This window comes from Oceanobacillus sp. B139/18 (assembly GCF_055524595.1).
Genome location: NZ_JBVFXI010000003.1, coordinates 324,748 through 343,363, shown reverse-complemented (window position 1 = coordinate 343,363; position 18,616 = coordinate 324,748). Strand labels below are relative to the sequence as shown.

15 protein-coding genes are annotated in these 18,616 nt (G+C 39.2%); 13 read left to right on the top strand and 2 right to left on the bottom strand.

What is annotated here, in order from left to right:
- The first annotated feature begins 26 nt into the window (after positions 1 to 26).
- The 4 genes from ACZSMY_RS12065 to ACZSMY_RS12050 are packed head-to-tail and all read left to right on the top strand — an operon-like array spanning position 27 to position 4,529.
- Positions 27 to 695: an N-acetylmannosamine-6-phosphate 2-epimerase gene (locus ACZSMY_RS12065; protein WP_256705008.1), complete on the top strand. Its 669-nt coding sequence runs from the start codon at positions 27 to 29 to the stop codon at positions 693 to 695.
- On the top strand, positions 692 to 1,576 hold the full coding sequence (locus ACZSMY_RS12060; protein ID WP_368901328.1) for an ROK family protein: 885 nt from the start codon (positions 692 to 694) through the stop codon (positions 1,574 to 1,576). The genes ACZSMY_RS12065 and ACZSMY_RS12060 overlap by 4 nt, the downstream gene beginning before the upstream one ends.
- Before the next feature lie 34 nt (positions 1,577 to 1,610).
- Complete coding sequence (locus ACZSMY_RS12055; protein ID WP_256705006.1) at positions 1,611 to 2,615, top strand: Gfo/Idh/MocA family protein; 1,005 nt, start codon at positions 1,611 to 1,613, stop codon at positions 2,613 to 2,615.
- Between the two features lie 33 nt (positions 2,616 to 2,648).
- Complete coding sequence (locus tag ACZSMY_RS12050; protein WP_256705005.1) at positions 2,649 to 4,529, top strand: PTS mannitol transporter subunit IICBA; 1,881 nt, start codon at positions 2,649 to 2,651, stop codon at positions 4,527 to 4,529.
- 153 nt (positions 4,530 to 4,682) lie between these two features.
- Here ACZSMY_RS12050 and ytaF read toward each other — a convergent pair whose 3' ends face one another.
- Positions 4,683 to 5,315 carry a sporulation membrane protein YtaF gene (ytaF, locus tag ACZSMY_RS12045; RefSeq protein ID WP_256705004.1) on the bottom strand — a complete coding sequence of 211 codons (633 nt, stop codon included), beginning with the start codon at positions 5,313 to 5,315 and terminating at the stop codon, positions 4,683 to 4,685.
- 260 nt (positions 5,316 to 5,575) lie between these two features.
- Between ytaF and ACZSMY_RS12040 the strand changes: the two genes are divergently transcribed.
- The 4 genes from ACZSMY_RS12040 to ACZSMY_RS12025 all read left to right on the top strand — a co-directional run bounded on the left by ACZSMY_RS12040 (position 5,576) and on the right by ACZSMY_RS12025 (position 11,372).
- A complete protein-coding gene (locus tag ACZSMY_RS12040; RefSeq protein ID WP_256705003.1) occupies positions 5,576 to 7,741 on the top strand; it encodes a DNA topoisomerase III in 2,166 nt (721 codons plus the stop codon).
- A gap of 209 nt (positions 7,742 to 7,950) precedes the next feature.
- Positions 7,951 to 8,811 carry a glucose PTS transporter transcription antiterminator GlcT gene (glcT, locus tag ACZSMY_RS12035; protein ID WP_212928335.1) on the top strand — a complete coding sequence of 287 codons (861 nt, stop codon included), beginning with the start codon at positions 7,951 to 7,953 and terminating at the stop codon, positions 8,809 to 8,811.
- Positions 8,812 to 8,967: 156 nt separating this feature from the next.
- Positions 8,968 to 11,007, top strand: a complete 2,040-nt coding sequence (gene ptsG / locus ACZSMY_RS12030) for a glucose-specific PTS transporter subunit IIBC (RefSeq protein WP_212928334.1) — start codon at positions 8,968 to 8,970, stop codon at positions 11,005 to 11,007.
- 125 nt (positions 11,008 to 11,132) lie between these two features.
- Positions 11,133 to 11,372: an indolepyruvate ferredoxin oxidoreductase subunit alpha gene (locus ACZSMY_RS12025; RefSeq protein ID WP_042530092.1), complete on the top strand. Its 240-nt coding sequence runs from the start codon at positions 11,133 to 11,135 to the stop codon at positions 11,370 to 11,372.
- 193 nt (positions 11,373 to 11,565) lie between these two features.
- On the opposite strand, the gene ACZSMY_RS12020 is transcribed toward ACZSMY_RS12025, so the two are convergent.
- Positions 11,566 to 11,712, bottom strand: a complete 147-nt coding sequence (locus ACZSMY_RS12020; protein WP_193064245.1) for a hypothetical protein — start codon at positions 11,710 to 11,712, stop codon at positions 11,566 to 11,568.
- Between the two features lie 334 nt (positions 11,713 to 12,046).
- Between ACZSMY_RS12020 and ACZSMY_RS12015 the strand changes: the two genes are divergently transcribed.
- The 5 genes from ACZSMY_RS12015 (at position 12,047) to ACZSMY_RS11995 (ending at position 18,602) form a co-directional block, all read left to right on the top strand.
- Positions 12,047 to 12,799 carry an SDR family oxidoreductase gene (locus tag ACZSMY_RS12015; protein ID WP_465147818.1) on the top strand — a complete coding sequence of 251 codons (753 nt, stop codon included), beginning with the start codon at positions 12,047 to 12,049 and terminating at the stop codon, positions 12,797 to 12,799.
- A gap of 319 nt (positions 12,800 to 13,118) precedes the next feature.
- Entirely contained in the window at positions 13,119 to 14,102 is a 984-nt protein-coding gene (locus tag ACZSMY_RS12010; protein WP_212928332.1) for a LacI family DNA-binding transcriptional regulator, read from the top strand.
- A gap of 209 nt (positions 14,103 to 14,311) precedes the next feature.
- Complete coding sequence (locus tag ACZSMY_RS12005; RefSeq protein WP_465147817.1) at positions 14,312 to 15,613, top strand: ABC transporter substrate-binding protein; 1,302 nt, start codon at positions 14,312 to 14,314, stop codon at positions 15,611 to 15,613.
- A 250-nt stretch (positions 15,614 to 15,863) separates the two neighbouring features.
- Positions 15,864 to 17,186: an ABC transporter substrate-binding protein gene (locus ACZSMY_RS12000; RefSeq protein ID WP_212928330.1), complete on the top strand. Its 1,323-nt coding sequence runs from the start codon at positions 15,864 to 15,866 to the stop codon at positions 17,184 to 17,186.
- A gap of 144 nt (positions 17,187 to 17,330) precedes the next feature.
- Positions 17,331 to 18,602 (top strand): carbohydrate ABC transporter permease, encoded by a 1,272-nt coding sequence (locus ACZSMY_RS11995; RefSeq protein ID WP_332094426.1) that lies wholly within the window; start codon positions 17,331 to 17,333, stop codon positions 18,600 to 18,602.
- The last annotated feature ends 14 nt before the right edge of the window (positions 18,603 to 18,616 follow it).

Below are 18,616 nucleotides of genomic sequence, written 5' to 3'. Positions count from 1 at the left end.
AAATGGAAAGAAGGTTAGGTGGAGAGATGTTAAAGGATTTGGAAGGTGGATTAGTTGTATCCTGCCAAGCTTTAGAAGGTGAGCCAATGCATGGCTCATCTCATATGGCTTCGATGGCTCTGGCAGCAGAACAGGGAGGGGCAGCAGGAATTCGTGCAAATGGACCAGAAGACATTCAGGCAATTAAGGTAAAAGTTGATCTACCGGTTATTGGTATTTTAAAAAAGCAATATCCTGGTTTTCAAGCTTTTATAACAAGTACAAAAGAAGATGCAAAATTAGTTGCAGAAGCTGGTGCCGATATTATAGCTATTGATGCAACAAATGGCAAAAGAAAAGAAGACTTGCCAAAATTAATTGAATATATAAAAAAAGATCTAAATAAACTGGTGATGGCAGATGTGGCAACGCTTCAGGAAGGGGTTCAAGCAGAGTCTCTGGGATGTGATATGGTAGGTACAACGTTATCTGGATATACAAAAGATACAAAAGGGAGACCTAGACCAGATTTTTGCTTGATGGAAAGTTTGGTGTATACATTGAAGGTACCTGTGATTGCAGAAGGAAATATTGATACACCGGAAAAAGCTAAAAAAGCAATGGATATCGGTGTAGCATTTGTCGTAGTAGGTGCAGCAATTACCAGGCCGCAGTTGATCACGAGAAAATTTGCAGAAAGGCTGAAAAGAAAATGAGAAATGCAATAGGGATAGATATTGGCGGCACAAAAATAGCGATGGGTTTAGTTCAAGAAAATGGAATATTATTAAAAAAGGAGGAATTTACCACCTTAAGAAAAGAAAAAGGTGAGAAAATCCTTCGTATGATAACAGATAGAATCCCTTCCTTCTATGACGAAAATACAACAGGTATTGGCATCGGATCGGCTGGGCAGATTGGACATTCCGGCAAGGTACTTTCAGCGACAGATACGTTCAGTGATTGGCAGGGCCTGCCGATTCAAACCTGGTTAGAAAATGAAACAGGATACCGGGTTGCTGTTGTTAACGATGTGCAGGCAATGGGGTTAGGAGAACAGTATTTTGGAGCAGGCAGAGATGTAAAGAATTTTCTTTGTGTAGCGATAGGAACTGGAATTGGCGGAGCGATTATAGCAGATGGACAACTCCTGCGTGGGCATGCTGGAGCTGCAGGCGAAGTTGGACATATGGTTCTATATCCAAACGGCCGGGAATGTCCATGCGGAAATAAAGGCTGCTTTGAAGCGTATGCTTCCGGAACAGCGTTAGAAGCAATGTATGCAGAAAATTTTAAGGAGGTGAAGAAAGGACAGGAAATTTTTGCAGAGGCTTTAGGTGATAATGAGAATGCAGCTTTCATCATCAATCAATATATAGAAAATTTAGCTATTGGAATGACATCGTTGACAAATATTTTTAATCCGGAAAAAATCATTCTGGGGGGCGGGGTATCCGGCTCATTAGTACCATTCATCACAGATATACGAAAGCAGGTTCGCAGTCAAGTAAATAAAATCAATAAAGATGTAGAGATTGAATTATCAATGCTTGGCGGAGATGCCATGATAATAGGTGCAGCAAGTTTAGTATTTTAATTGGAACTATCAAATATAAAGGAGATGTTTTGTGTTGAATAAATTAAATGTAGCTGTAATCGGTATGGGAGTAATGGGGCAATCACATGCAAGGATTTATTCGGAGCTTCCTCATGTGAATTTAGTAGCAGTCCACGATATTAATCAGGAGCATGCAGAAAATTTGGCTGAACAATTTCGGACAACGGCCGTTCATAGTTTAGAAGAATTGTTGAAAGATGAGAATGTGCATGCAGTCAGTATTTGTACATCAGATGATCAGCATTTTGATGTTGCCTGTAAAGCTTGTAACTTTCATAAACATATTCTGATTGAAAAACCATTGGCTGATAATGTAGCGGATGCTCAAGGGATTATTGATAAAGTGAAAGAAACTGGTGTGAAAATGATGGTCGGTCACACATTGCGTTGGGATCCGAGATATTACAATGCGAAACAGGCGGTGGCAGCAGGGAAAATCGGCGAACCTGTCCATCTTCATTCCCGGCGTAATAATTCCTATCAGAATGGAAGAAGATTAAAAGGAAGAACATCTGTCGTCATGTTTTTAGGTGTTCATGATTTAGAAGCTATTGAATGGATTACCGAAGATAAGATTGTGGAAGTTTCTGCAGTTGAAGTAAGAAAGCGCTTAAAAGAATTTAATGTTGCAGATGCTATTATAACAACATTAAAATTTGAATCTGGAACAATTGGCAGCTATGAGACGAGCTGGGTTTTACCGGATAATCATGTAGAACTGGATGCCAAGCTTGATATTATCGGAACGGACGGTGTTATCAATATTGATATTCTCGACCAGTCTATCCGGGTATTTGAAAAAGGTAATAAGATTACGTTCCCGGACACCATGTATGGAGTGGATTTATATGGGACACAGACTGGAATCATGAAGGAAGAGCTAAGTTCTTTTGTAGATAGCGTTCTGAATGATAAAGAATTTCCTATTCTAGTAGAAGAAGCCTTAAGAGCAGTTAAAATTGTCAGAAGTATTGAAAAATCACTTGAAACTGGTCAGCCAGTGAAAGTAGATCAATAAAAAAGCTGATCATAACAAAAGGGGTTGTAACGAATGAGCGGGCAAAAGAAGAGTATTCGTTCAAGGATTCAAACGTATGGCAGTAATTTAAGCAGTATGATTATACCTAATCTTGGAGCTTTTATCGCATGGGGAATCTTAACAGCGATTGCTGTACCGACACAACTGGAGCTTTTTACTAATTTTATCAGTCCAATGCTAAATTATCTGCTTCCATTACTGATTGGTTTTACCGGTGGACGTATCCTCCATGATTTTCGCGGAGGGGTCGTAGGTGCTGTTGCAACAATGGGAGTCATTGTTGCAGCAGATATACCAATGTTTATTGGGGCAATGATTATGGGACCGCTAGGCGGATTAGCAATTAAAAAGTTTGATCAGCTCTTTGAAGGTAAAATCAAGTCGGGGTTTGAATTATTGGTTAATAATTTTTCAGCTGGAATTATCGGAGCAATACTAGCATTATTTGGGTCAATCGCTATTGGTCCATTTGTGAATGCGCTTACCAGGTTGTTAGGAGCAGGAGTAGACTTTTTAGTAAGCCACGGTCTTCTTCCGCTTGTCAGTATTTTTATTGAGCCGGCAAAAGTAATGTTTCTTAACAATGCAATCAATCAAGGTATCTTAAATCCAATCGCAAGTAGTCAGATAGAAGAAACTGGTAAGTCTGTGCTATATTTACTCGAAGCCAACCCTGGTCCAGGTCTAGGTATATTGCTGGCATTTATGCTTTTTGGTAAAGGAGCAACGAAAGCATCAGCTTATGGCGCTGGAATTATCCATTTTATTGGCGGAATCCATGAGATTTATTTCCCGTATGTATTAATGAAGCCAACACTGATTATTGCTGCTATTTTAGGGGGAATGACAGGTATATTTACGTTAACAATGTTTGATGCTGGCTTAGTGAGTGTAGCCTCTCCGGGAAGTATTATCTCTATCTTATTAATGACGGCTACGGACAGTTATATCGGTGTTACTTTAAGTGTTCTGTTTGCTACTGCAGTATCTTTTGCTATTGCATCGGTTATTCTTAAGTTTGATAAAAAAGTCGATAGTGAAGATTTGGTAGAAGCAAGTAAAAAAATGGAAGCGATCAAAGGGAAGAAGAGCAGTGTTGTTTCTGGCTTGAATAATTCAAACCAGACAGAAAATAATGAAACAATCGATTTTGGAAATGTAAAGCATATTATATTTGCTTGTGACGCAGGTCTTGGGTCAAGTGCAATGGGGGCTTCATTGGTTAAAAAGAAACTGAAGGATGCAGGGTACGAGGAGATTACTGTTAAAAATATTGCTATCAGCAATTTGCCGACTGAGGCAGATATTATGTTTACACATAAAGAGCTTACAGACCGTGCGAAAAAGAAGCAGCCAGATGTTTATCATGTATCTATTGATAACTTCTTAAACAGTCCATCCTATGATGAAGTTGTAGAACATATTAAAGCTGCCCGAAGCTTAGACAGAGAGAAAAAAGTTGATAAACTATTGACAGAAGAAAATATAAAACTGTCTGGTGAAGCGAAGAATAAAGAGCAGGCGATAGCCGAAGCTGGCAGAATCCTTGTGGAACAAGGTTACGTTTCTGAAGAATATGTTGAGAAAATGCTTGAAAGAGAAAAAAGCGTATCAACCTATATGGGAAACCTCTTAGCTATTCCTCATGGTACAGATGATGCGAAAGAAGTAGTTTACCAATCTGGTTTAGCAATCGTAGTTTATGAAAGTCCAATAGATTGGGACGGAAATGAAGTGAGGTTAGTTATTGGCATTGCTGGAAAAGGAAATGAGCACTTGGAGATATTGTCTTCTATTGCTACTAGCTGCTCTGAATTAGAAAATGTAGAGCAATTGATTAATATAAAAAATAAGAAGGATGTTATAACATTTTTTTCAGAAACAGAAGATTAATCTTTAAGTATAATATAAAATCACCGTATCGAATTTATATTTTAAAATACATTCGATACGGTGATTTTGTCTGTAACCCTTAAATTGGACTTTGAATTAATTAGACAGCTTTAGAAAAGTTTAATGGGCAAGGCAGGATAACAGATACTTAAGTTAGACATTGAAGATATTCCAGCACCCCAGCGTAATCAGAAATACAGATGGTAAAAAAGATAAACGCTGTAAGGCAGGTATTCTCCATAAATAACTTCCGAACATGATTCCGCTAAATAAAAACAATCCACTCATGCCGGCTGTTAATAACGCGGTAATCAGCGGGGAGTATCCAAGCATCGCAGCGCCGATTCCGGCACCAAATGCATCGAGAGCTAAAGCGAAACCTAATAGAATGGATTCGTTAATAGAGATAATACCTGACTTATCTAAATCGGCTTCTTTTGGACGAGTGAGCACAGTTTTCATATTTTCAAATTTAACATTGGAAGAAGCGTGATCTCCATTTTTGGCTGCTTCCGTTTCTCGTGAGCGAAACATGGTAATAAGGGAGAAGAAGCCTAAAAAGATAAGAATCCCTCCGCCAAGCATGCTGGCTCCCTGAGGAGAAATAAAGGAACGTAAGAAATCGCCTACCTCCATCGATAGAAAGACAATCAATCCGGAGCAGAACATAATAACAAATAAAGAGAGAAGAGGCACTTTGATTTGCCGCATCCCATAGGTTATTCCTACACTAAATCCATCCAGACTTACCGCAATAACGAGTAAAAGCATACCTGTATATATCATACGTAACATCCTCTTTCTAATAGTGCATGCTCAAAAAAGTCAATTAAAGCGTTCATTGCTTATTATTCGGGGATTTTTTGAACATCCTCTAATAAGTAGAAGTAAAAGCTTCAAAAAAGAGTATGAAGCCATGTCATTCCTGTAATTTTTGTGTATGATATTCTATGTTTTTGGGTGCAATGTGTGCCTTGGGTGAACGTATTAGAAGGAAATATGTTAAAGTAGTATCAGACTAGAAATCGATAAAATGAGGGATAGATATGAGTAAGACAGTGGTATTAGCAGAAAAGCCGTCTGTAGGCAGAGATATAGCAAGAGTCCTCGGATGTAACAAAAAAGGAAATGGTTATCAAGAGGGAAAACAGTATATTGTGACATGGGCATTGGGACATTTAGTTACATTAGCAGATCCCGAAACGTACGACCCTAAGTATAAAACATGGAATATGGAAGATTTGCCGATGCTTCCGGACCATTTGAAATTAGTGGTCATGAAGAAGACGGGCAAGCAATTTCAAGCGGTGAAGCAGCAAATGTCACGTCAGGATGTAGGGGACATTGTAATTGCCACTGATGCCGGGCGAGAAGGAGAGCTCGTTGCCAGATGGATTATTGAAAAAGCGCGTGTTAAGAAGCCGGTGCAGCGTCTGTGGATCAGCTCGGTTACGGATAAAGCAATTAAGGACGGCTTTCGGAATTTAAAGCCTGGAAATCAGTATTGGAATCTGTATCAATCTGCGGTAGCGCGTTCGGAAGCGGATTGGTATGTCGGATTAAATGCAACAAGAGCCCTGACCACCAAGCATAATGCGTCCTTATCCAGCGGCCGCGTCCAGACGCCGACACTGGAAATGATTGCGATGCGCGAACAGGAAATCAATCAATTCAAGCCAAAAACCTATTATCAGCTGCAGGGAAAAACAAAAGGCGGGTTTGCCGTTACGTGGAAGGATAAAAAGAATCAGTCCCGTATTTTCTCGAAAGAAGCAGCAGATAAATTAAAGGCAAAGGTATCGAAGGAAAAAGCATTTATTCAGCATGTGGATAAAAAGCATAAGAAAAAGCATGCACCAACCTTATATGACTTAACGGATTTACAGCGGGATGCCAACCGGATTTATCAATTTTCCGGAAAACAAACCTTAACTGTACTGCAGAAATTATATGAGCAGCATAAGCTTGTCACCTATCCGCGAACCGATTCAAGGCATCTGTCAACGGATATGGTCTCTACATTAAAAGAACGTGTAAGGGCATGTGGTGTGGATGAATATGCGAAAGCAGCGAATAAAATTTTAAAAGATGATTTACGCACTGGAAAAGCCATTGTGGATAACAGCAAGGTAACCGATCACCATGCGATTATTCCAACAGAAGAAACAGTGGATTATAGCGCGCTGTCTAACCAGGAGCGGAAAATTTATCAGCTGATTGTCCAACGTTTCTTAGGAGCACTTTCCAAGCCGTATGAATATGAACAGACAAGTATTACGGTAGAAGCTGCCGGAGAAATCTTTGAAGCAAAAGGAAACAGAGTTGTTGCTTTAGGCTGGAAGGAAATTTACCAGCATCAAGCAGACGATGAGGAAGAGATTCGTTCCAATGTCCCTCAAGTAACAAAAGGAGAGGAAATGGCGCTCAGCTTTACTATCAAAGAAGGGCAGACGACACCGCCGGAACGGTTTACAGAGGGAAGCCTCCTGCAGGCAATGGAAAACCCGACGAAATATATGGAAACGAAAAAACAAGAGCTTGTGAAAACAATGAAGCAGACTGGCGGTATTGGAACAGTTGCTACACGTGCGGATATTATTGAAAAGCTGTTCAATAATCAATATATGGAGCTGAAAGGAAAGTATATTTATCTGACCTCAACCGGCAGACAATTACTAGAATTAGCACCAGAAAAGCTCCGTTCTCCTATTTTAACGGCAGAATGGGAACAAAAATTAGCACAGATTGCAGAAGGCAAGCTGAAAAAGGATGTCTTTTTAAAGGAAATTAAGACATATACCAAACAGGCAGTCCAAGAAATAAAAGCAAGTGAGGAAAAGTTCAAGCATGATAATATGACAGGGACAAAATGCCCGAAATGCGGCAAGCTGATGCTGGAAGTAAAAAACAAGCACGGGAAACGACTCGTCTGTCAGGACCGCAGCTGCGGCGGGAAAAAGAATATCGCAAAGTATACGAATGCCCGCTGTCCTAATTGCCATAAGCGTCTAGAGCTCCGTGGTGAGGGAGAAGGCCAGATGTTTACGTGCTCCTGCGGTCACCGTGAAAAACTTTCCACCTTCCAAGCGAGAAAAGAGAAGGAAAAGAATCAGAAGGTGTCTAAAAAAGATGTTAATAAGTATATGAAAAAGCAGGATGATTTTAAAAATAACGCACTTGCGGATGCGCTTGCGAAATTAAAAGATAAATAAGGCAGTGAAGTCCCCGTATGAAAAACGGGGGCTTTTCTGCTGGAAAAGTAAAACGCAGCGAGAAGGGAAGCAGGAAGTCTGACGAAGCAGCAGTAACATCTACCTGAGTAAAAAGACCGTATTTCCTGAAAAATCCATAATTTGCAGTTTGATTTAAGTGTTATATAATAGGAAGAAGAGACGGCTAAAATGTAGAAGGGATGATTGATATGGATGCCTTTTCTGTAATCAAATCACTCAATAACAATGTTCTTATTGCCGAAGATATGAATCAAAATGAAGTTATCCTTATCGGGAAGGGCATCGGATTTGCTAAAAAGAAGCGAGATCTCATTGAATCCAAAACCGTGGAGAAGCTGTTTGTTCTTCGGGATAGAGAGGAACAGGAAAATTATAAAAAAATAATTGACAATATCGATGAAAAAACACTGCAGAGTATTGTGGATTCGATAGAAATAATCAAAAAACGCATCAATACATTCACGGATGAGCATACGCTGGTTGCGTTGACCGATCATATTATTTTCGCGATTGCCCGTCTGCAGCAGGGGTTAGAAATTCGTAATCCATTTTTAGCAGAGACGAAGGTGCTTTATCCATTTGAATATGAAATTGCTTCCGAAATTGTAGAATATATGAATCAATTTTTACCAGTTCATTTGCCGGAGGGAGAAATTGGTTTTGTTGCATTACACGTTCATAGTGCAATGGAGGGAACAGCACTAAATGAAATCAACCGGTATTCACAGCTTGTATCTAATTTAATCAAGATAATCGAGGATCAGCTCTATATAACACTAGATAGAGACAGTATGGATTATGTCCGTTTTGTCAGACATCTCCGGTACACAATAGAACGGGTTTTAAATGGGGACAAGGTAGAGGAGCCGCGAAAAATGGCAGACCTGCTAAAAGAAGAATATCCCGTGTTTTATAATTTGTCCTGGAAGCTGATTAAAATTATGCAGCAGACGTTAAAAAAACCTGTTTATGATGCGGAATCTGTCTATTTGACAATTCATTTGCAGCGGCTGCACGAAAACATCCAGCTAAAATCAAAAACGAATTAATTTATTTCGCACTTATACGTGTGACTGATTCGATCAGGCATGAGTAGGAATACTTAGATAACGGCGGGTACAGTATTTCTGTATCCATAAGCGCTATCCTTGTGTTTTTACTGATGTCTTTTTTATTGTCGGAAAGAAACGAAAGAGGTGATTGAGATGTTCAAAAAAACGTTTGGAGGTCTTCAAAAAGTCGGCAGAGCGCTTATGCTGCCGGTAGCACTCTTGCCGGCGGCAGGTCTTTTGCTTGGATTTGGCAATGCTGCCCAGCAGCATACCATGCTTGGCTATCTTCCTTTTTTGGAAGCGGATTGGATTCAGCTGACTGCAACGGTAATGGAAGACGCCGGCGGTATTATATTTGATAATTTGCCGCTGCTTTTTGCGATTGGTGTGGCGATAGGGCTGGCAAGTGACGGTACGGCCGGTCTTGCTGCGCTGGTAGGTTATTTGGTGATGAATCAGGTAATGGGTTCGTTTATGCAGGTAACCCCAGAATTGATAGCGGAGGATCCCGGATTTGCAAGCGTGCTTGGAATAGGAACCTTACAGACCGGTGTATTTGGTGGAATTATTGCCGGGGTGATAGCTGCCTATTGTTTTAACCGGTTTCATCATATGGAGATGCCATCCTACTTAGGATTCTTTGCAGGAAAACGGTTTGTCCCCATCGTGACTGCAGCTGTTTCCTTCCTTGCCGGCATTTTATTAATGTTTATCTGGCCGACAATCCAATATATCATGAACAGCGCTTCCTATTGGCTGATTGAAGAAGGTACATATATTGCTGTATTTATGTTTGGGTTTATTAAACGTCTATTGATTCCTTTTGGACTGCATCATATTTTTCACTCTCCTTTTTGGTATGAATTTGGCACATATACCAACCTTGCCGGTGAAATCATTCGCGGAGATATGACGATATTCTTTGCGCAATTAAGAGATAATGCAGAGATTACGGCAGGGAATTTTATGGCCGGGGAATTTCCGATTATGATGTTCGGGTTGCCTGCTGCAGCACTTGCGATGTATCATACGGCACGACCGGAGAATAAAAAACTGGTTGCGGGACTGCTGGCTTCAGGAGCTTTAACGTCCTTCCTAACAGGAATTACCGAACCGCTTGAGTTTTCATTCTTATTTGTATCGCCATTCCTGTTCTTTATTCACGCTGTGTTAGATGGATTATCCTTTGTATTGATGACATGGTTCAGTGTCAATGTCGGTTATACCTTCTCTGGAGGAGCTATAGACTTTGTGCTGTTCGGTGTTTTGCCGAATCAGGAATCATGGTGGATAGCGATCATAGTCGGGCTTCTGTTTGCTATCCTTTATTACTTCTTATTCCGCTTTTTTATTAAGAAATTTAATCTGATGACACCGGGAAGAGAAAAAGCGGTGGAATCAAATGAGAGCGGAGAGCAAAGAAAGCCTGCTGATTTAGCTTATCATGTACTGGAGGCAATGGGCGGACGAGAAAATATTACGCATTTGGATGCTTGTATCACGCGATTACGGGCATCAGTAAATTCGATTCAACATGTTGATAAGCATCAGCTAAAACAGCTTGGAGCTACAGGTATACAAGAGGTAGGGGATAATATCCAAGCTATTTTCGGACCGCGTTCGGAAATTATTAAAGGACAAATGCAAGATATCATATCTGGGAGAACGCCTAGACCAGCATTAGACAGTTCGAGTTTATATACTGTGGATGAAATAAATCTTCAAAGACAGCATCCTGATAGTGTGGAAGGGATTGCTTCTCCTCTAAGCGGAAAACTCATTCCGCTTTCAAATGTTCCTGATCAACTATTTTCCAGCAGGATGATGGGAGACGGCTTTGCAGTTGAGCCGTCAGATGGAATCGTTGTTTCTCCGGTAAATGGAAGAGTCAGTAACATCTTTCCTACCAAGCATGCAATTAGTCTGGAATCGGAAACAGGTAAAGAAATCATGATTCATATCGGAATCGATACCGTGCATCTCAAAGGAGAAGGATTTGACATATTTGTAAAAGAAGGCGAAGAAGTGGGAACAGGCCAGCCTTTATTAAATGCAGACTTAGAATATATCGATAAAAATGCCAAGTCAACGATTACACCAATTATCTTTACCAATCTGGAAGATGGCCGGCAAATCGAATTACTGAAAAGGGAAGGATATGCTGGAGAAAAAGGGATTATTGAAATCAAATAATGTGAAAGCTTTATTTTTTCACAGAAAATACACATAAATAAAGGTGAAACAGTTTACTTCATTCTTTAAAAGAATTATCATTTAAGGTGAACCATGTTTATTCATGTAAGGAGGGTTTTCTTTCCATGGCTTTTGTTATTCTTGATCCATGCAGAGGAGAAAAAGCAGGAGAATGCGTCAGTGTTTGCCCTGTTGATTGTATAGAAGAAGGACTCAAGCAATTTTATATTGATCCGGATATTTGCATTGATTGCGGCGCATGCAAAGCAGTTTGCCCCGTATCTGCAATCGAAGAGGAGTATGATTTGACTCCAGATCAAGAGAAGTATTTAGAAGAAGCAGAAGAATTTTTTGCGAATCGGTAGGTACTTTTGATTGGAGCGCGTTATAAAAATAGCCCGTCTGTTTTAAAAGCAGACGGGCTATTTTGGTATGTTCTGACCGAACTAATAGAATGTTCAAAGGGTTGTTCGAAATATAAAATATAGAGTAATGAAAAATACTAATGATACTCTTGAAAATCAACCCAGGAAAGCCTAATTTTTATCGATGCACCTGTTATTCATCTTCAGAGATTTCTTGTACTTCCTCAGCCAATTTACTGGCAATCCAGCGTTTTGCCGTTTCTTCGTCGATTTCATATTCTTTGCCGGCACGTAGTAAATCTCCGTGGTAGGCAGTTTGTACGTTCATTTTTACTTTCATGGGGATGCTCCTTCTGATGGGTTGTTTTCTTCTATGATATCATAGAAGGAAGTTAATGTGTTTAGGTGCATAGTTATGTGCTTCAAATTTTTACAAACGTGGAATGGGTACGATATTACTTGATATGTTAAAAATACTTTTGTACGTAACTTTTGGGTTTTTAAATACCGATATTTGGTAATTCGATTAAGAATCTCTACCGACAGAGTTCTTTCTGTTCTTTGGAGGAAAAGATTCCCTTTACGTTAATTTTCATGCAAACTGAAAGGATGAAATAGAGTTTATTTAGAAAGAAAGTGCAAATAGCTCGATACTAAAATAAAGGAGAATACTTATGTCTCATAGACTAAACGGAAAAGTGGCATTGGTTACAGGAGCTTCAAGAGGACTTGGGAAACATATAAGTAAAACGTTAGCAGATGCAGGAGCTACAGTCATCGTGAACTATGCGAATAATTACAAAAATGCGCAAGATATGGTTGATTTTATTGCATCCGATGGAGGAAGAGCGATAGCCATTCAAGGTGATGTACGGGATGAAGAATCAGTAGAAAAGCTGATAAAACAGGCAGAAGAAAAAACACAAGGAAGTATTGATATATTGGTTAATAACGCTACTGGTCCCCAGCCTGTATTATCAATTGAAGAACTTACATGGCAAGATTATTTAGCGCAACTCGAATTCTTTGTAAAAGCGCCGTTATTATTAACAAAGGCTGTCCTGCCAGGGATGAAAGAAAAAAAGAATGGTCGAATTATAAATATCGGAAGTGAAGTAGTTCAATTAGGTATTCCTAATCATTCAAACTATGTCATGGCCAAGGCTGCCCAGCTAGGGTTGACACGCTCCTGGGCAAATGAACTTGGTTCTTTTAGTATTACTGTTAATATGATTAACCCTGGGTTTATACCGGTTGAACGACATGAAGCAGAAGATACGAGTGAATATCGGAGTGGAGTTCCACTTGGCAGAATGGGAGTCCCTCAAGATATAGGAAATGCTGTTTTATTTCTTGCCTCAGACGCAGGAAATTTCATCACTGGTCAATCGTTATCTGTAAATGGAGAGAATACGTTAGGGATATAAGGGAGAAGCAAGCGGTTGCACAATCAATTATCTGATTGTGCAACCGCTTTTTGAATCTAAAAGAAATAATCAAAATTTGCATGATAAAGCTTTCTGTTTCATTGGAAAATATTAGGTGATACTCTCAAAAATTATTGCTGAGATGTAAATTCAAAAATCGACTCATCCTCATATAAAACAGTTTTCTATTGCTTTTATCGAATTATGTATTATGATAAAAATACAATGTAAAGGATTACATTTAGTTCAATTACTTTTTTAGAGAGGTGATATGGTTTATAAAAAAGATATATTTATATGTTGAAAAGAGGGGATTATATTGCCGACAATTCAGGATGTTGCCAAACATGCAGGGGTGTCCGTTGCTACTGTATCGCGAGTATTAAACAATCCTTCATCGGTTGCAGAATTAACACGCAAGAAAGTCGAACAATCCATCCGGGAATTGGATTATTCACCAAATATCTTAGGCCGGAATTTACGGAACGCGGAAAGTAAGATGTTATTAGTGTTATTACCTAAGATATCTAACCAATTTTATTTGAAAATTGTAGAAGGGATAGAAGAAAAAGCACTTGAGTATGGTTATAATATTCTGCTTTGTCAAACGCATTCTAAATTGGAAAGGGAAAAAGTATATTTTGATTTATTAAAAAATCAACTGGCTGTGGGCGCGATTACGATGGATCCAACAATTGACCGTCAAGTATTGGTTAATATGGCAAAAAGGTATCCATTTGTACAATGCAGTGAATATGTAAGTTCGAAAAATTTGCCTTATGTAACAATAGATAGTGAATTAGCAGCTTATCAAGTAACAAAATATTTATTAAAACAGGGGCATCAGCGAATAGGACTCATAAATGTCAGCGAGTCATTTCTATACGCGAGGGATAGAAAAAAAGGATATCTTCGAGCGTTAAAAGAATTTCATATTGAACCGGAAGAAGACTGGTTCTATTCTGCCAACGATGTGTCACTTGAATCGGGACAGCAGGTGATGCGTTCTATATTGAATAAGAACAAGGATCTTACAGCAGTGTTTGCTGTTTCAGATATGTTAGCTATTGGAGCATTGAAAGAATTAAATACCAGAGGGATTGATGTCCCAAATGAGATGGCAGTAGTGGGATTTGATAAGATTGAATTTACCAGCATGACATATCCTTCTTTAACTACCGTTGCACAGCCGATGTATAAAATGGGAGAGATATCGGTGGACATGCTGATAAAAAAAATACAGGGCGAAGAGGTAGAAGATATAATCTTAGAGCATGAACTTATTATAAGAGAGTCAACCTGATTAGAGATGTACCTATTGTTACAACAGAGAGGGGTTTTATTTTATCTGACTCTACCTATTACTAGCTAAGCACATGAACTAATAGCTGATTTAATTCAAAGTAAAGACTGAAAATTTAAAAAGAAACAATTGACCGGGAAGAACATTCTGCTATAATGAATGTAATCGATTTCATAGAGGGTCGACTAATAAAAAGAGGAGGATTTCTAATGCCGCAGATAAAGAAAATATTGCTGTTTGGAGTATTATATTTATTAGTTATTTTTATGGTTGCATGTAGTGGAGATAATGGTTCCGAGACAGACAGTAATGAAGGAAATGAAAGCGCTTCCGGTGAATGGGTAACGATTGTCTATGCGACAGGTGTAGATACAACAGGTGCCACGGAAAGTCAAATTGAAGCATTTGAACAAGAATACCCGCATATTAACGTGGAGTATCGTGAAATGCCGGCCGATACAGGCCAGCAGCATGATCAATATGTAACGATGTTTGGTTCTCAGAGTTCGGAAGTGGATGTATATAATGGAGATATTATTTGGGCAGCGGAGTTTGCTCAAGCCAACTATGCCTTGGAGTTAGATCGTTTTATAGAAGCAGACAGCTTTAATTTAGATAATCACTTTGATGGTCCCATTCAAGCAGGTAATTACAATGGCAGACAGTGGGCATTGCCGATATATATGAATGCTTCCTTTCTTTATTACCGTACAGATATAACAGATACACCGCCTGCGACTTGGGATGAATTGATTGAGCAAGCGGAAGAAATGCAAGGAGAAGAAGGAACAGAATTTGGTTATTTAATGCAAGGCTCTCAGTATGAAGGGATGGTAACCAATTTTATTGAAATTATCGCTTCTTATGGGGGAAGCGTTATCGATGAAAATAATAATGTAGTCATTAATAGTCCTGAAACAATTAAAGGCTTAGAAAAATTTGCAGAAATTGCACAATCTGATTTTGTACCAGGGAATATCTTGAATTTTCAAGAGATTGAAACAGAAAATGCATGGATTGCAGGGGATGCTGTATTTGCCCGTAATTGGACATATATGCAGTCTTCATCCAATGACGAAGCACGTTCAGAAGTCGCAGGAAATGTAGACATTGCACCTATTCCTGCAGGTGATGAGGGAAGCACTTCAGCATTAGGCGGATGGATGGCAATGATTAATCGATATTCTGAACATCCAGAAGAATCCTGGGAATTAGTAAAGTTCCTGGCAAGTGAAGAAGGTCAAAAAATTGGAGCAGTAGAAGGCGCACGTGCCCCAACTGTAGAATCCCTGTATAATGATCCAGAGGTACAGGAAGCTGGACCATTATTTTCAAATCCAAGTTTCGTAGAAGGCTTAAGTGTGGCTGTGCCGCGTCCGGTATCCCCGATTTATCCAGAGATATCTGAAATTATTCAAATTGAGGTTTCTCGAGTATTAACAGGAGAACAGACGGCTGAAGAAGCGGTAGAAAATATGGAAGCACAATTGGAAGCAGCTTTAGAAGAGTAATGATAGGCAAGGTGGATAAGTAGTGAAAGGTTGTTCATCTTGCTTTTTATTTACGTATATTTTTTATGAAAAAAGCGTCTGTTACATCTACTGATATCATTTAATTGAACTTTTTTATTTGAAAAATATAGTAGAAACAAGTAATAACTGAAAATTTTTAAAGAAACGATTGACTGGAAGGAACATTCTGCTATAATAAATGTAATCGATTTCAAAGAGTGGTCGATTAACAAAAAGAGGAGGGTCTGTAATGCCACAGGTAAAGAAATTGTTATTGTTTGGAGTATTATTTTTATTAGTTGCTTTTATGGCTGCGTGTGGTGGAGATGGCGGTTCAGGGACAGATGATTCGGAAGCAGAAAGTAATGGAGAAAATGAAAGCGCTTCCGAAGACGGTGAGCAAGTAACGATTGTTTATGCTACAGGTGTGGATACGACTGGTAAAGTAGAAGCACAAATTGAAGAATTTGAGGAATTAAATCCAAATATTAAAGTTGATTATCGTGAAATGCCTTCAGATACAGGACAACAGCATGATCAATATGTAACCATGTTTAGTTCGCAAAGCTCTGAGATCGACGTGTTTAACGGTGACAGCATTTGGCCGGCTGAATTTGCTCAGGCAAACTATGCATTAGAATTAGACCGTTTCATTGAAGCAGACGGCATTGATTTAGAAGAGCACTTTGAAGGACCGATTCAAGCAGGTAATTTTAATGGCAGGCAATGGGCACTTCCATTATTTATTGACGCATCCTTCCTCTATTATCGTACAGATGTAACGGAAGAACCGCCAGCTACTTGGGATGAATTAATCGAACAAGCTGGTGAACTGCAAGGTGAAGGAGATACAGAGTTTGGTTATCTATTACAAGCATCTCAATATGAAGGCTTGGTGACAAACTTTGTTGAAATCATTGCTTCTTATGGCGGTGAAGTTATTAATGAAGATAATGAAGTAGTGGTAAATAGTCCTGAAACAATTAAAGGTTTAGAGAAATTAGCAGAAATAGTACAATCTGATTTTGTACCAGGTAATATCTTGAATTTCCAAGAGATCGAAACAGAAAATGCTTGGATTGCAGGAGATGCTGTATTTGCCCGTAACTGGCCATATATGCAATCTTCTTCCAATGATGAAGAGCGTTCTGAAGTTGTCGATAACGTACAAATCGCTCCATTACCTGCCGGTGATGAAGGAAGTGCTTCGGCATTAGGAGGCTGGACAGCAATGATTAATCGTTATACAGAGCATCCAGAAGAGTCTTGGGAATTAGTAAAATATTTAGCTGGTGAACAAGGTCAAAAAACAGGAGCAATTGTAGGAAATCACGCTCCAACTATCGAAGCGCTTTATGATGATCCAGAAGTACAAGAAGCTGCCCCTTTATTCCAAAATCCAGAATTTGTTGAGGGACTTAGTGCAGCTGTTCCACGACCAGTATCACCGATTTACCCTGAAATTTCCGATATCATTCAAATTCAGGTTTCACAAGTGCTGACTGGTGATCAAACAGCTGAACAAGCTGCAGAGAACATGCAGACACAAATCGAAAATGCTATGGAAGAATAAAGCTTTCTAAAGAGGTGAGCAAGATGAGCGCTTTGAATTTCATCTTGCTCTTTCTATTAAGTACATCAAAATGTGTGCTTAACGGAAAGGGAGGGGAAAAATGTGAAGAAATTTCATTTGAATGAAAAGCGGCTGGGTTATTTGATGATACTTCCATCTATCATACTTGTCGTATTAATTACATTGTGGCCAGTTGCCCAGTCCTTTTATAATAGTTTATTTGATTATCGCTTAAATGATCCGACAAGATCGGAGCGGATGTTAAGTGCCAATATGGATTTGGAACGCTATGTGGATAATTACTTTTATATCGACAGTCAGCTTAGCAATTTAGAAGGCAGTGCTGATGGTGATGATATAGCGACTATTCAGCAAGCTAGAGAAACAATTGAAGGTTTCCATAGTGAATTGGCATCAGATAGTGAAATCAGTGCAAAAATGGAACAAATTGATGAGATGCTGATGAATTTCGAGCCGATTTCCGACAGCGATTTGAAATATGCGAAACTGGACAATGATTTTGCAGAAGATTATCGAACTGCTTTGACTTCTATTTCAGAAGAATTGCAGGTGATGGCTGGAGAAGCAGACAATGAGGATTTAGCACAGAATTATGAACAGACAAGCTCCTTAATTGAGGCTACCAGCACAAATATTTTGGAATCTAATTTTATTGGCTTCTCTAATTATGCTAAATATCTTCAGGATGGCCGAATGTGGAAATCATTAAGTAATACGATGATATTTACGATTGCTTCTGTTGCTTTTGAACTTGTATTAGGTTTGGCTGTTGCCTTATTAATTAACCGTACCTTCAGCGGCCGTGGTATTGTACGTGCCTCCGTGCTGATTCCTTGGGCAATCCCGACTGCAGTAGGTGCGATGATGTGGGGCTTCTTATTAGATGGTCAAACGGGTGTTATAGCGCATTATTTTAATGAATGGAACCTGATACCCAATTCATCTTGGCTGCTGTCTACCTCGTCTGGCGGGATGTTCTCAATAATTTTTGCCGATGTGTGGAAAACGACACCTTACATGGCATTATTGCTCTTAGCTGGACTGCAGACCATACCGAATTCCTTATATGAAGCAAGTGATGTAGATGGAGCCAACAAATTTCAACAGTTCTTCAAGATAACACTGCCGTTGTTGAAATCTTCTATTTTAGTTGCTTTATTATTTAGAACACTTGATGCCTTCCGGGTATTCGATCTTATCTATGTACTAACTGGCGGGGGACCAGCGAATGCTACCGAATCTATTTCGATATACGCATACATAACCTTGTTCTCGCAACAGAACTTTGGAGAAGGTTCCGTATTATCGGTTATTGTATTTTTAGCTGTAGCATTGATTAGCTTTATTTATGTACGCTTAATTGGTTCAGATCTATTCGCAGGACGTACGAAATAGGAAGGAGAAATAAT

What these genes read in the sequence shown, in the direction of transcription:
- ACZSMY_RS12020 (WP_193064245.1), bottom strand. Translation starts at nt 11,712, where the DNA reads ATGAAAGTAAAAATGAACGTACAAACTGCCTACCACGGAGATTTACTA.
- ACZSMY_RS12060 (WP_368901328.1), top strand. Translation starts at nt 692, where the DNA reads ATGAGAAATGCAATAGGGATAGATATTGGCGGCACAAAAATAGCGATG.
- ACZSMY_RS11995 (WP_332094426.1), top strand. Translation starts at nt 17,331, where the DNA reads ATGATACTTCCATCTATCATACTTGTCGTATTAATTACATTGTGGCCA.
- ptsG (WP_212928334.1), top strand. Translation starts at nt 8,968, where the DNA reads ATGTTCAAAAAAACGTTTGGAGGTCTTCAAAAAGTCGGCAGAGCGCTT.
- ACZSMY_RS12025 (WP_042530092.1), top strand. Translation starts at nt 11,133, where the DNA reads ATGGCTTTTGTTATTCTTGATCCATGCAGAGGAGAAAAAGCAGGAGAA.
- ACZSMY_RS12065 (WP_256705008.1), top strand. Translation starts at nt 27, where the DNA reads ATGTTAAAGGATTTGGAAGGTGGATTAGTTGTATCCTGCCAAGCTTTA.
- glcT (WP_212928335.1), top strand. Translation starts at nt 7,951, where the DNA reads ATGGATGCCTTTTCTGTAATCAAATCACTCAATAACAATGTTCTTATT.
- ACZSMY_RS12015 (WP_465147818.1), top strand. Translation starts at nt 12,047, where the DNA reads ATGTCTCATAGACTAAACGGAAAAGTGGCATTGGTTACAGGAGCTTCA.
- ytaF (WP_256705004.1), bottom strand. Translation starts at nt 5,315, where the DNA reads ATGATATATACAGGTATGCTTTTACTCGTTATTGCGGTAAGTCTGGAT.
- ACZSMY_RS12050 (WP_256705005.1), top strand. Translation starts at nt 2,649, where the DNA reads ATGAGCGGGCAAAAGAAGAGTATTCGTTCAAGGATTCAAACGTATGGC.
- ACZSMY_RS12005 (WP_465147817.1), top strand. Translation starts at nt 14,312, where the DNA reads ATGCCGCAGATAAAGAAAATATTGCTGTTTGGAGTATTATATTTATTA.
- ACZSMY_RS12000 (WP_212928330.1), top strand. Translation starts at nt 15,864, where the DNA reads ATGCCACAGGTAAAGAAATTGTTATTGTTTGGAGTATTATTTTTATTA.
- ACZSMY_RS12040 (WP_256705003.1), top strand. Translation starts at nt 5,576, where the DNA reads ATGAGTAAGACAGTGGTATTAGCAGAAAAGCCGTCTGTAGGCAGAGAT.